The 12,206-nt window shown below is 72.0% G+C and carries 14 protein-coding genes; 12 read left to right on the top strand and 2 right to left on the bottom strand.

The window, feature by feature from the left end; translation table 11 throughout:
* The first annotated feature begins 34 nt into the window (after positions 1–34).
* The 11 genes from ACWDX9_RS27925 (at position 35) to ACWDX9_RS27975 (ending at position 7,766) form a co-directional block, all read left to right on the top strand.
* The gene (locus ACWDX9_RS27925) at positions 35–196 is read left to right on the top strand and encodes a hypothetical protein (protein WP_449959027.1); all 162 of its coding nucleotides are present in this window, start codon (positions 35–37) and stop codon (positions 194–196) included.
* Between the two features lie 10 nt (positions 197–206).
* On the top strand, positions 207–968 hold the full coding sequence (locus ACWDX9_RS27930; RefSeq protein WP_449959029.1) for a methyltransferase domain-containing protein: 762 nt from the start codon (positions 207–209) through the stop codon (positions 966–968).
* Positions 969–1,224: 256 nt separating this feature from the next.
* Positions 1,225–1,605: a phage holin family protein gene (locus ACWDX9_RS27935; protein WP_449959031.1), complete on the top strand. Its 381-nt coding sequence runs from the start codon at positions 1,225–1,227 to the stop codon at positions 1,603–1,605.
* A complete protein-coding gene (locus ACWDX9_RS27940; protein ID WP_449959033.1) occupies positions 1,602–2,240 on the top strand; it encodes a DUF3618 domain-containing protein in 639 nt (212 codons plus the stop codon). The genes ACWDX9_RS27935 and ACWDX9_RS27940 overlap by 4 nt, the downstream gene beginning before the upstream one ends.
* Positions 2,241–2,291: 51 nt before the next feature.
* On the top strand, positions 2,292–2,717 hold the full coding sequence (locus ACWDX9_RS27945) for a protease inhibitor I42 family protein (RefSeq protein WP_449959084.1): 426 nt from the start codon (positions 2,292–2,294) through the stop codon (positions 2,715–2,717).
* Between the two features lie 26 nt (positions 2,718–2,743).
* A complete protein-coding gene (locus ACWDX9_RS27950; RefSeq protein ID WP_363965359.1) occupies positions 2,744–3,460 on the top strand; it encodes a DUF1838 family protein in 717 nt (238 codons plus the stop codon).
* Positions 3,461–3,478: 18 nt separating this feature from the next.
* Positions 3,479–3,883 (top strand): HIT family protein, encoded by a 405-nt coding sequence (locus ACWDX9_RS27955; protein WP_449959035.1) that lies wholly within the window; start codon positions 3,479–3,481, stop codon positions 3,881–3,883.
* A 16-nt stretch (positions 3,884–3,899) separates the two neighbouring features.
* Complete coding sequence (locus ACWDX9_RS27960) at positions 3,900–5,078, top strand: histidine kinase (protein WP_192786257.1); 1,179 nt, start codon at positions 3,900–3,902, stop codon at positions 5,076–5,078.
* Between the two features lie 33 nt (positions 5,079–5,111).
* Entirely contained in the window at positions 5,112–5,858 is a 747-nt protein-coding gene (locus ACWDX9_RS27965) for a LytR/AlgR family response regulator transcription factor (RefSeq protein ID WP_350722200.1), read from the top strand.
* Between the two features lie 43 nt (positions 5,859–5,901).
* Positions 5,902–6,282: a hypothetical protein gene (locus tag ACWDX9_RS27970; protein WP_449959037.1), complete on the top strand. Its 381-nt coding sequence runs from the start codon at positions 5,902–5,904 to the stop codon at positions 6,280–6,282.
* Complete coding sequence (locus ACWDX9_RS27975; protein ID WP_449959039.1) at positions 6,279–7,766, top strand: sodium/solute symporter; 1,488 nt, start codon at positions 6,279–6,281, stop codon at positions 7,764–7,766. Before ACWDX9_RS27970 ends, ACWDX9_RS27975 begins: the two co-directional genes overlap by 4 nt.
* A gap of 24 nt (positions 7,767–7,790) precedes the next feature.
* On the opposite strand, the gene ACWDX9_RS27980 is transcribed toward ACWDX9_RS27975, so the two are convergent.
* Both ACWDX9_RS27980 and ACWDX9_RS27985 read right to left on the bottom strand, forming a co-directional pair.
* Positions 7,791–9,953 carry a helicase-associated domain-containing protein gene (locus tag ACWDX9_RS27980; RefSeq protein WP_449959041.1) on the bottom strand — a complete coding sequence of 721 codons (2,163 nt, stop codon included), beginning with the start codon at positions 9,951–9,953 and terminating at the stop codon, positions 7,791–7,793.
* Positions 9,954–9,981: 28 nt separating this feature from the next.
* Complete coding sequence (locus ACWDX9_RS27985; protein ID WP_449959043.1) at positions 9,982–10,956, bottom strand: LacI family DNA-binding transcriptional regulator; 975 nt, start codon at positions 10,954–10,956, stop codon at positions 9,982–9,984.
* A gap of 83 nt (positions 10,957–11,039) precedes the next feature.
* Between ACWDX9_RS27985 and ACWDX9_RS27990 the strand changes: the two genes are divergently transcribed.
* Positions 11,040–12,203 (top strand): trans-sulfuration enzyme family protein, encoded by a 1,164-nt coding sequence (locus ACWDX9_RS27990; RefSeq protein ID WP_449959044.1) that lies wholly within the window; start codon positions 11,040–11,042, stop codon positions 12,201–12,203.
* Positions 12,204–12,206: the final 3 nt, after the last annotated feature.

Consider the following 12,206-nt stretch of genomic DNA (forward strand, 5'->3'; position numbering starts at 1 on the left):
GGGTGAAGCAACCGCTGGACTCCCTCGGATATCCGTGAACATCGCCATCGTCAACTGGCGCGACCCGTGGCATCCCGCCGCGGGGGGCGCCGAGGAGCACCCCGGCAGGCTACCGCGTCGGCGCCTCCCCGCCGCCTCCCCGCCGCCGCGCCTGCGGCCGGGGGCCCGCGAGGAGGGGAAGATCGGGTCCGCCTAGGATCCTGCACATGAGGTTCTCAGGGGCAGAGGGCAGGTGGGCGGCCCGGTTGGGGGCGCTGCGGGACGTCGTCCGGCAGGACCTCGTCACCCGCCAGCTCGCCGCGCACCTTCCCAAGACCCCCTGCCACATCCTCGACGTGGGCTCCGGCCAGGGCACGCAGGCGCTCAGGATGGCCGCCAGGGGCCACCACGTCACCGCCCTCGACGCCTCCCGCGACCTCCTCCGCCTCCTGGAGGCCGGGATCCAGCCGGGCATGAGCATCCGGACGGTCCAGGCCGAGGCCGGGCGGCTGCGGGAGCTGTTCGGGCCGGGGAGTTTCGACATCGTCCTGTGCCACGGCGTGCTGATGTACTTCGACGACCCCGACCCGCTGCTCGCCGACCTCGCCCGCCTCCTCGCGCCCGGCGGCCGGCTCTCCCTCCTCGTCCGCAACGGCGACGCCCTCGCCATGCGCAACGGGCTCATGGGCGACTGGGCGGGGGCGCTGCAGGCGTTCGAGGGCACCGGCTACGTCAACCGGCTCGGCGTCCCCGCCCGGGCCGACCGGCTCGACGAGCTCACGCGGCGGCTGGCCGTACAGGGGCTGGAGGTGCCGCAGTGGTACGGCGTGCGGGTGTTCTGCGACGCCGCGCCGGACGGAGCGCCGGTCCCCGAGGAAATTGACGACATTCTGGCGGTGGAGGAACGCGCGGGCCGGACCGACCCCTACCGGAGGGTGGCGGCGCTAATCCACCTCATCTGCGCAAGAGGTGAGGAAAGGCTTATATAAGCCACACCTGAAGTTGTAGCATATTGGTATGAACCCTCCCGGATCGTGGTGTGAGCGGCCCAAGCCGCAGGCTCCCTCGTGCGAGCTCCCGTCTCCGTGGAGCAAGCCCAAGCAGCCGGACAATTGGTGCGAAGTGCAGAAAGACCCGGTGCTGTCGGCCCTCGGATTTCTGCTCAAGGTCGCCAAGCGGTAAAACCGCATGATAGAAGGCCGGTTGTTTGGGTAGTCGCCTTCCTCAGCGGAGGAGGCGAGCGTTGTGAACGACACCCACAAGCTGGTCAACGACCTCTCCGAGCAGTTCTCCAGGCTCGTGAGGGACGAATTCCGCCTGGCGAAGATGGAGCTGGCGGAAAAAGGCAAGCGCGCGGGCTTCGGCGCGGGGCTGTTCGGCGCGGCGGGAATGGCCGCGTTCTTCGGCGGCGCCGCACTCGTGACCACCGTCATTCTGCTGCTGGCCCTGGTCCTGCCGGCGTGGGCCGCCGCCGCCATCGTGGCGGGCCTGCTCTTCGTCATCGCCGCGCTGCTCGGCCTGGTCGGTAAGGGACAGGTGCGACGCGCCGGGCCGCCGGTCCCGTCGGAGACCCTCGCGAGCGTCAGGGCCGACATCGACATGGTCAAGGAGAGGGCACGGCGATGAGCGAGACCGACCCTGGATACAGCGAGCAATATGCCGGAAACGTCGGCGCCCGCAGGCAGACTGTGGGCACGCCGACCGAAGGGGAGTCCATCAACGTGCCGCCGACCAGGCCGGGCGCGGCCGAGAACGCCCGGCGGGTGGAGGAGGAGCGGACGGCACACGAGACATTCGCCCCCGAACCCCCTTACGACGACGAGCGCGCCCAGGCCCTGGAACGCGAGTGGGCCGAGGCGGAGTCGCCGCGTCATCACCATCACAGCAAGACGCACCACACGCGTGAGACGGCACGCGGGACAGGTCACCACGAGGAGGGCAACGTGCGCAAAGAGATCGAGGAAACCCGCAGGGAGCTGGGCGAGACCGTCGGGGCGCTGGCGGCCAAGGCCGACGTCAAGGCCAGGGCCGCCCACGTGGCCGAGACCGCCAAGGACAGGGCCGCGGGCATGGCCGGATCCGTCAAGGAGAAGGCGTCCGAGGTGGCGGGCAAGGTTCGCGAGGGCACGCCGCACCAGGTGAAGGACGCCGCCGGGCAGGCGCGCAAGCGGCCCGTGCTGCTCGTCGCCGCGGCCGGCGCCGTGATCGCCTTCGTCGTCCGCCGCATGATGATGCGGCGGAACCGCCACACGCGCCGGTAGAAGGGGACGGGTACGGCCGGCGCCCGCACGGGCCGATACCCTGCCGTGGTGATGCGTCGAACGATCGCCGCCGCCACGCTCGCCCTGCTGGCGGCCGGGTGCGGCGGAGGCTCAGCGGTGAGCGACTTCGGCACGGTGGTCAAGGGCGCCAAGGGCACCACCGTGCCCGTCGAGCTTCGCCCCGGCCAGCGCTTCTCGCTGGCCGTCGCCGACAACCCGTCGGTGGGCGACGAGTGGAAGCTGGTCGCCGTCCCGGACCCGAAGGTCGCCTCGTTCATCAGCGAGGAGCACAAGACCGAGGGTGGCGGCGGGGTCGGCGCCGGCGGCACGACCTACTTCGTCTTCAACAGCAAGCGCCCGGGCACGACGGAGATCAAACTGTACGACTGCTGGCGGTGCGGCCAGGCCACGACGCCGCCGGACGAGCAGAGCAGGCAGCAGTCGGGCGAGGCCGTCTTCACCGTATCGGTCAAGTAGAGCGTCGCCCGGTTACTGTGGGGATCATGGATTTCATCCGGGTGCGCGCCTCCTCCGACGGCGCGGAGACCATCTCCTATTGGACCGGCGACGTGTACGGCTGGCAGGACGACGGCGGGCCGCACCACCTGTTCGGGTTCGAGGGGCTGAACGTGGCCAGGGCGGTCGAGGCCGACGGCGGCTGGCAGCTCCTGACCAGGGAGGCCGCCCTCTACCTCGACCCGAAGACGAGGGAGGTGCTCGACACCTGGGACAACCCGCTCACGGAGCGGACGGTCGAGGTGCAGCACGTCTTCAACGACCCGGTCAACCAGCGGCTCGGCGCCTACCCGGTGCCGACGACCCGCCTGGGCGACCAGGTGGTCTACAACATCGACATCCGCCTGGCCTACCCCTCGCCCCTGAAGGTCGCCGACTACCCCGACAACTCGGCTAACGACACCTACCGGGCGATGGAGCTGTTCCAGTTCTTCGCCTCGGCCAAGGACCTGGACTCGGGCGTGCCGGACGTGCCGTGCGTGTTCTCGTGGTGCCGGGTCTCGCCGTGGCTGCCGTGGATGGCGATGGGGCAGCGCGCGGGCGGGCTGGTCTACCACTGCCGGGGCGCCAAGGTGGCCGAGGTGCCGCAGCGGCTGCGCGAGCGGGTGGGCGAGCACTTCCTGCACGCCCCCGCCGAGTGGTCGGCGCCCAACGTGACGAGCTGGACGGCCTTCGCCGAGCGGGCGGGGCGGCCCCGCGGGTGAGGCGGATAGGGTCGGGCGGTGAGCACTGACCTGTTCTGCGAGATCATCGCGGGTGAGCGACCGGCGACCATGGTCCACTCCGACGAGGTCGCGGTCGCGTTCCTGGACGTCCGGCCGGTCTTCAAGGGGCACGTGCTGGTGGTGCCGAGGATCCACGTGGAGACGCTCGCCGACCTGACCGACGTGGGGCCGTTCTTCGAGCGGGTGCAGGCCGTGGCCCGGGCGGTGGAGGAGGGGCTGCAGGTCGCCGGCACGTTCGTGGCCATGAACAACCGCGTCAGCCAGAGCGTGCCCCACCTGCACGTGCACATCGTTCCGCGCAACAGGAAGGACGGGCTGCGCGGCTTCTTCTGGCCGCGCACCAAGTACGACTCCACCGAGGAGGCGGAGTCGTACGCGGACCTGATAGCCAAGGCCCTCTGAGTTAAGCTGTGGCGGCGTGGAGTACGTGGTGGGCGTCGCCGTGGTCGCGGTGCTCGTGAGCGTGCCCGCGATCGTGCTCTGGCGGGTCATGCGGGGCCGTCGCGAGCTGGGCACCAGCCCGGCGGAGCGGGCCACGTTCGAGACCCTGCACACCGCCTCGCTGGCCGGGCCGCCGCTGCGGGCCGGGCTGACCGCCGACGGCGCCGAGCGGGCCTCGCGGCACCTGCGCGCGCTGCTCGGCTCGGCCGCGCTGGCCATCACCGACGGCGAGCGGCTGCTCGTGTACGACGGCGCCGGCGAGCACCACGCCGACCAGGCGTTCGAGCACGCGGCGGCCACCTTGAAGGACGGCCGCACCCAGGTGCTGACCATCGACTGCGAGCTGCTCGAATGCCCGATCCGCCAGGCCGTGGTGGTGCCGCTCACCACCGACGACCGCGTCGTGGGGGCCCTGGCCGCCTACGGGCAGGACGCCTCCGCCGGCCTGGTCAGGGCCGCGCAGGAGGTGGCCGGGTGGGTGGACTCGCAGCTCGAGCTGGCCGAGCTGGACCGCTCGCGCACGCTGCTCATGGAGGCCGAGGTACGCGCGCTGCGGGCGCAGATCTCCCCGCACTTCATCTACAACTCGCTCACCACGATCGCCTCCTTCGTCCGCACCGACCCGGAGCGGGCCAGGGAGCTGCTGCTGGAGTTCGCCGACTTCACCCGCTACTCCTTCCGCCGGCACGGCGAGTTCACCACGCTCGCCGAGGAGTTGCGCTCGATCGACCGCTACCTGATCCTGGAGCGGGCCAGGTTCGGCGACCAGCTCCAGGTGACGCTCCGGATCGCGCCCGAGGTGCTGCCGGTCGCGGTGCCGTTCCTGTGCCTGCAGCCGCTCGTCGAGAACGCCGTCAGGCACGGCCTGGAGAGCCGCAACGGCGTCGGCCGCATCACGATCATCGCCGAGGACGCCGGGGCGGAGTGCCGCATCAGCGTCGAGGACGACGGGCTCGGCATGGACCCCGACCGGCTGCGCCGCATCCTCGCAGGTGACATCGCCCCCACGGGCGGCGTCGGGCTGGCGAACGTGGACGAACGGCTGCGCCAGGTCTACGGCGACGAGTACGGCCTCGTGGTCGAGACCGCCCAGGGAGCGGGCACCAAGGTCAACATCAGGTTGCCGAAATATCACCCAGGCGTCTCTGCCCGTTGACCTCGATCTTTCTTGTCGGTTTTATCACTGTCTATGGCGCAACTACGGGTCCTCGCGGTCGATGACGAACTGCCTGCCCTCGAAGACCTGTCGTACCTGCTGCGTGCCGATCCCCGCATCGGCGAGGTGGCCACCGCCAGGGACGGCGCGGCGGCGCTGCGGCTGCTCGACCGCGCCATCGCCGACGGCCGGCCGATCGACGCGGTGTTCCTCGACATCCGGATGCGCGGGCTCGACGGCGTGGTGCTCGGGCGGCTGCTGTCGCAGTTCGCGAACCCGCCCCGGGTGGTGTTCGTGACGGCGTACGAGGAGCACGCCGTGGACGCGTTCGAGATCAAGGCCGAGGACTACCTGCTCAAACCGGTACGCCCGGAGCGGCTGGCGGAGGCGATCCGGCGGGTGGCGGTCTCGGCCGACGTGCCCGCGGAAGCGGGGGAGACCGACACCATCCCGGTCGAACTGGGCGGGGTGACGCGGTTCGTGTCCAGCGCCGACGTGATCTACGTCGAGGCGCACGGGGACTACGCGCGGCTGCACACGGCGACGGGCAGCCATCTGGTGCGCATCCCGCTGGCCACCCTGGAGGAGCGGTGGGCCTCGGCCGGGTTCGTCCGCGTGCACCGGAGCCATCTGGTGGCGGTCAAGCACATCGAGGAGTTGCACATCGACTCGGGCAAGTGCACGGTGCGGGTGGGGGACACCGAACTGCCGGTCAGCCGCCGCCACACGCGCGAGCTGCGCGACCTGCTGGTGCGCAGAGCCAGAAAGGCGAGGTCGTGATGAGCGCGATCCTGGGAGGCCCGGCCGGGAAGGGAGCGCCGAGATGAGCCCCGAACCGCGTCCCGGGCGCCGGGTGGCCGTGATGAGCCCGCGTACGGCCGCCGCCCGCCGGCCCCGCTACCCGGCCACCCGGGAGATCGACGAGCAGACCCGGCTCGGCGAGGTCTACATGCGCTCGTTCCTGCGCACCCAGGTCCGGCTGGCGCTGTTCGTCTGCACGGTGCTGGCGTGCGTGGTCGGCGGGCTGCCGCTGCTGTTCCTGCTCATCCCCGAGCTGCGCTCGGTCCACCTGCTCGGCGTCCCGCTCCCGTGGGCGGTGCTCGCCGGGCTCATCTACCCCGCCTTCGTCATCGGCGCCTGGCTGTACGTGCGCCAGGCCGAGCGCAACGAGCGCCACTTCGCCGAACTGGTCAAGCGCCGATGAGCCTGACGGCGGTCCTGATCGTGATGGTGGCGGCCGTGCTGATCGGGGCGTTCGGGATCAGGGTCTCCCGCACCACCTCCGACTTCTACGTCGCCTCCCGCACCGTCAGCCCGCTCTGGAACGCCTCGGCCATCGGCGGCGAGTACCTGTCGGCGGCCTCGTTCCTGGGCATCGCCGGGCTCATCCTGTCGTTCGGCGTGGACATGCTCTGGCTGCCCGTCGGCTGGACCGGCGGCTACCTGGTGCTGCTCGTGCTGGTGTCGGCGCCGCTGCGGCGCTCGGGGGCGTACACGCTGCCGGACTTCGCCGAGGCCAGGCTGGAGTCGATGGCCGTGCGCCGCACCGCGAGCGTGCTCGTCGTGCTGATCGGCTGGTTCTACCTGATGCCGCAGTTCCAGAGCGCGGGCCTGGTGCTGCGGGAGATCACCGGCGCGCCCGTGTGGGTGGGCGGCCTGCTGGTCGCGGTCGTCGTGGCGGTGAACGTGCTGTCGGGCGGCATGCGGTCGATCACGTTCGTGCAGGCGTTCCAGTACTGGCTCAAGCTGACGGCGCTGGCCCTGCCGCTGGTGTTCCTGCTGATGGCGTGGAAGGCCGACGGCGCGCCCGCGGTCGGCCCGCAGGACGCGGCCACCTGGCAGGTGCCGCTGGCCGGGGGCAAGGAGTACGGGCTGTACTCGACGTACTCGCTGATCCTGGCCACGTTCCTCGGCACCATGGGGCTGCCGCACGTGCTGGTGCGCTTCTACACCAACCCGGACGGCCGGGCCGCCCGCCGCACGACGCTGGTGGTGCTGTCGCTGCTCGGGGCCTTCTACCTGATGCCCGCCGTGTACGGCTGGCTCGGCCGCCTCTACGCGCCCGACCTGGTCCGCACGGACACGGTCGTGCTGACGCTGCCCGCGCGGATGGTCGGCGGCACGCTGGGCGAGCTGCTGACGGCGCTGGTGACGGCGGGGGCGTTCGCCGCGTTCCTGTCCACGTCGTCGGGGCTGACCGTGTCCGTGGCGGGGGTGATCGCGCAGGACCTGCTCAAGGGCGGCGTGCGCTCGTTCAGGATCGCCACGCTGATGGCGGTCGCGGTGCCGCTGGCCCTGGCGCTGTGGGCGCGGGCGCTGCCGGTGGCGGACGTGGTGGGGCTGGCGTTCGCGGTGGCGGCCTCGTCGTTCTGCCCGCTGCTCGTGCTGGGCATCTGGTGGCGCCGCCTGTCGACCACGGGGGCGCTGGCCGGGCTGTTCGTGGGCGGCGGGCTGGCGTGCGCGGCCGTGCTCGTCACGATCGTCGCCGGTCCGTACGACGGGCCCGCCGGCGCCTTGCTGGGCCAGCCGGCGGCCTGGACGGTGCCGATCGCGTTCGCGGTGATGGTGTCGGTGTCCTTCCTGACCCCGCACCGCGTGCCGCCCGGGGTCGCCAGGACCATGGTCAGGCTGCACACCCCGGAGGACCTCGACCTCGACCGCGGCGACTGGCGCCCCCGCTCGTCGTGACCCCACCAGTGATCCCGACCGTGATCAGGGCAGGTGCGCCTCCTTGATCCGGGCCCGCTGGAAGGTGTGTTCGGTGCCGCAGTCGTGGCAGTAGCCGGACACCGTGCCGCGGGTGAGCTCGATGTCCTCCATGTAGTGCTCACGCCGCTGCCAGACGATGACGATCGGCTCGCCGGTGACGGAGGCCACGGACAGGGCCTCGGCGGGCGTGCCGGGCTCGCCGCCCTGGAGGATCGCGGTGGCGTCCCAGGCCGGGTCGGGCTCGACGGGCAGGCGGCGGCGCTGGGGCGGCTCCGCCTTGATGGTGCCGTCGGGGGCCACGGCGACCGGGGCGTGGCCGCCCTGCCGCAGCAGCTGGAGGGTCTCGTCGGGAGGCAGGGCGCTGAGGGCGACCGTGGGGGCGATGGCGCGCAGCGCCAGCTTGCGCAGGGCCCTGGTCCCGCACAGCTCGGTGATGAGCGCCGGGTCCTCCGCGGTCACCACGGAGGCGGCGGAGGTGACGCGGACGGCGCCGTGCCGGCGGGCGACGTCGGTGACGAGGTAACGCAGCGGCTGGGGGACGGCCTTGGCGGCGACGCGGGCCAGCTCCTCGAGCAGGCCATCGGCCGTCGTCCCCGCGTCCAGCGCCCGGCGCACGCTCTTGTGCGAGAAGCGCCACACGCTGGCCCGGTCGCGTGACTCAAGGTCGGCGCAGCCGTTCAGGAACGCGGTCAGCTGCGGCGCGGGCACCCCCGACACGATCGCGGTCAGGTCGTTCTGCAGGGTCACGGTGTGGGTCGGCGTGGGGAAGCGGCCGGCCACGCCGGCGCCGTCGAGGTGGGCGCGGCCGAGCTCGGTCAGCGCGCCCTCCTGGACCATCCCGAGCAGCTCGCCCTCGCGCAGGGCGGCGGCCACGAACTCGGCGGCGGCCGGCGCGAACTCCTTGATCGCCCGCGTCCGCCAGCCCACGGCCGGGAGCATCCCCTCGGGGCTCGACCCCCGCCCGGGAGGCAGCGTCTGGAGCACGCGCAGCGCGGCCCGCCGGATCTCGCCGGCCCCGCTCTCGAACTGGTACGGCGGAGCCTGCGGCGTCATGTGCTCCTCGCAGCAGCCCGTCACCCTGAACGTGGCCGCCTGCGGCATCGCCAGCCAGGACTCCACCAGGGCCTGCCAGCGCGAGGCCGGATCCAGGCCCAGCCACTCGTCGGCCAGCGTGGTGCCGGCCAGCCTCTCGCCGGCCTCGGAGGCGATCAGGTCGGTGCCGAAGGCGAGGTCGAGCCAGAGCACGACCGCCTGCTCGGGAACGTCGAGCGCCTTGGCCACCCGCTTCAGCTCCCGCGCGCCCACCCCGCCCGCCTTCAGCTCGGCGATGGGCTGCGTTCCCGTCAGCTCGATCAGCGCCTCCACCTGGTCCACGGCGGCCAGCGCGGCGGCGAGCCCGTCCGCGTGCCCGGCGAGCTCCACGGACGGCACGTCCGGCTGGCCCGTGAGCTCCGGCTTCCAGCCGTCGCCGCGCAGCGCGAGCGCGACCTCCATGGGCATCTCGTACTCCCAGCCGTCCCGCACCACGAACCCGGCCTCGGCCAGGCGCGTGACCGGATGGTCCGCATCGCCGGTGCCGTACCAGACGGCGTGCTGGAAGACCGGCTGCCCGTCCGCCATCGACTCCAGCAGCGCCACCGCCTCGCGCGGCAGCGCGGCGGCGCGGGCGCGGACGGCCCGGCCGTCGCGCACGATCTCCGCCGCCTGGGCGAGCACCTCCGACTTGCGGCCCTTGGGCCTGCCGCCCAGCCCCTTGACCAGGGACTTCAGCTCCTCGGCGGTCAGCTCGCGCAGCGGCCGGCCCAGCCCGAACGGGTTCGCCCACAGCCCCTGCGGGTGCGGGGATTTCACCGTGCCCCCGTCGCCGCCCCCGTCGCCGCGCCCGTCGAGGGTCACGAGACCCCACGCGGCCAGGGTCTCGATCGTCTCGCCGAGCCGGTCGCCGGGGTCGTGGAGCAGCTCGGCCAGCGCCGCGCGGCCGGCCTCGCCGCCCAGGATCTGCAGCGCCTGGCTGACGAGGTGGCAGTCGGCGTCGAGCGCGAGCAGGGCGGGCACGGCCAGCTCCGGCGCCGCGAGCAGGCGTTCGAGCGCCTCGGCGGAGGGGACGGCGGCCAGCTCCGGCCGGTTGCGAAGAAGCCGGGCGAGGTCGGCGGCGGGAAGAGGCACAACTCGACCCTAGCGAGACGAACGCCGCTCACGCATGGTGTTCAGGAGGGCGCAGCTCGCCCGAGCCTCTGGCCACCAGCTCGACCGGGACCTTGACGCGGCGGGGCGACGGCGACGGGTTCAGCAGGAGGTCCACCGCGCTGCGGGCCAGTCGGGCCGTGTCGTAGCGGACCACCGTCACCCCGGGGTTGAACACGTCGGCCAGGGCGAAGTCGTCGAAGCTCACGTACGCGGGCCGCTCAGGACGTTCCCGCAGCGCCTGCAGGATGCCGATCGCGGCGCGGTTGTTGGTGGCGAAGAAGGCCGTCGGCGGGTCGGGCAGGTCCAGGAGGCGGCTCACCTCGTGGGAGACCCGCCACGGGTCGAAGAGCCCGCGGACCGCCAGCGCGTCGTCGGCCGCCAGCCCGGCCGCGCGCAGGGCCGCGCGGTAGCCGGTCGCGCGGTCGTGCACCGAGCTGATGCCCTCGTCGTCCGAGACCAGCGCGATCCGGCGGTGGCCGCGGGCCAGCAGGTGCTCGGTCGCGGCCCGGCCGCCCCGCACGTCGTCCAGCAGCACCACGTCCGCCGACTCCAGGCCCGGGGGCACGCGGTCCACGAACACCGTGGTGAGCGAGGCGTGCTCGGCCAGCCACGAGTGATCGGCCGCAGAGGGGACGACGATGAGGGCGTCCACGCCCCGGGCGTACATGGACTCGATGAGCATGCGCTCCTTGTCGGCGCTCTCCTCGTACGAGCCGAACACCACCAGCGCCTCGTACCGGGCCGCGGCGGACTCCACGGCGGCGGCCAGGCGGGAGTAGAACTCGTTGGAGATGTTCTCCATCACCAGCCCGAGCGTCAGCATGGTCGCGCCCCTGGCCAGGCGGGCGGCGGCCTCGTTGCGGCGGTAGCCGAGCGCGCTGATGGCCGCCTGCACGCGCTCCTGCAGCGAGGCCCGGACGTGCGGCTCCTGGTTGACCACGCGGGAGACGGTCTTGAGGCTCACGCCCGCATGCCTGGCCACGTCGGCCATGGTCGGCTTGCGAGTGGTTTCACCCCGGGAGGGCGCCCGGTCACCCAGATCCCTGGCTGTCATAGTCTGCCCCCATGGATGACGAATGGATCTGTGGCCGGTTGGGCGAGGACGAGCCCTGGGCGTTGGGCGCGGTCAACCCGCCGGTGTTCGAGAACTCGCTGTTCACGTTCAGGACCGCGCAGGAGCTCGGCGAGGCGATCAGGAACGAGGACGAGAGGTACGTCTACTGGCGGGGGACCAACCCGACGGTCGATCTCGCTCAGCGTAAGCTCGCCGCGCTCGAGCGGGGAGAGCGTGCCAAGTGTTTCGGGTCGGGAATGGGGGCCATCTCGGCGACCATCTCCTCGCTCGTCAAGGCCGGGGACCACGTGCTGGTGCTGGGCGCAGTGTACGGGCCGACCACCCAGTTCCTGCGCTACCTGGAGAAGTTCGGGGTCACGCATACACACGTGAACGACCTCGCGGAGTGTGACAGCGCTATCAGGGCGAGCACCCGTCTACTCTACTTCGAGTCCCCCTCCTACATGGCCTACGCCGTGGTCGACATCGCCGAAGTCACCGCGTGGGCGCGGGAGCGCGGGCTGGTGAGCGTGATGGACAACACCTGGTCCACGCCGATCTTCCAGAAGCCGCTGACCATGGGCGTCGATCTCGTCGTGCACTCGCTGTCGAAGTACATCGGCGGGCACAGCGACCTCGTGGGCGGCGTCGTGGTGGGCCCGTCCCGGCTGATCAGGCCGCTGGCGCTGACCGAGTACCAGTTGTACGGGGCCGCCATGTCGCCGCACGACGCGGCCAAGGTGATCAAGGGGCTGCGCACGCTGCCCGTGCGGATGGCCGCGCACCAGGAGCGGGGGCTGGCCGTGGCCGAGTTCCTGACGGGGCATCCGGCCGTGCGGGCGGTGAACCACCCCGGGCTGCCGTCCCATCCGGGGCATGACCTCGCGAAGCGGCAGATGTCGGGGTTCTCCAGCCTGTTCAGCCTGGTGCTGGACACGGAATCGCGCCAGGAGGTCGGACTTTTCCTCGACAAGTTGCGACATTTCAGGATTGGGGTGTCTTGGGGTGGTTTTGAGAGCTTGGTGAACGCGCCCGCCCTGTCCACCGAGGAGAGCGTGCGGGTCACGATGGGCATCCCCGTCGGCCTCGTGCGGCTCTCGGTCGGCCTGGAGCCCGCGGACACGTTGATCAAGGATCTCGGTCTAGCGCTGGAGGGGGTCGGTCGCCTAGCGTGACTG

The sequence above is a fragment of the Nonomuraea sp. NPDC003201 genome (genome assembly GCF_053590415.1).

Excerpts from the sequence above, each read along its gene's own strand:
- ACWDX9_RS27930 (WP_449959029.1), top strand. The coding sequence starts at position 207 with ATGAGGTTCTCAGGGGCAGAGGGCAGGTGGGCGGCCCGGTTGGGGGCG.
- ACWDX9_RS27970 (WP_449959037.1), top strand. The coding sequence starts at position 5,902 with ATGAGCCCCGAACCGCGTCCCGGGCGCCGGGTGGCCGTGATGAGCCCG.
- ACWDX9_RS27990 (WP_449959044.1), top strand. The coding sequence starts at position 11,040 with ATGGATGACGAATGGATCTGTGGCCGGTTGGGCGAGGACGAGCCCTGG.
- ACWDX9_RS27940 (WP_449959033.1), top strand. The coding sequence starts at position 1,602 with ATGAGCGAGACCGACCCTGGATACAGCGAGCAATATGCCGGAAACGTC.
- ACWDX9_RS27975 (WP_449959039.1), top strand. The coding sequence starts at position 6,279 with ATGAGCCTGACGGCGGTCCTGATCGTGATGGTGGCGGCCGTGCTGATC.
- ACWDX9_RS27950 (WP_363965359.1), top strand. The coding sequence starts at position 2,744 with ATGGATTTCATCCGGGTGCGCGCCTCCTCCGACGGCGCGGAGACCATC.
- ACWDX9_RS27965 (WP_350722200.1), top strand. The coding sequence starts at position 5,112 with ATGGCGCAACTACGGGTCCTCGCGGTCGATGACGAACTGCCTGCCCTC.
- ACWDX9_RS27945 (WP_449959084.1), top strand. The coding sequence starts at position 2,292 with ATGCGTCGAACGATCGCCGCCGCCACGCTCGCCCTGCTGGCGGCCGGG.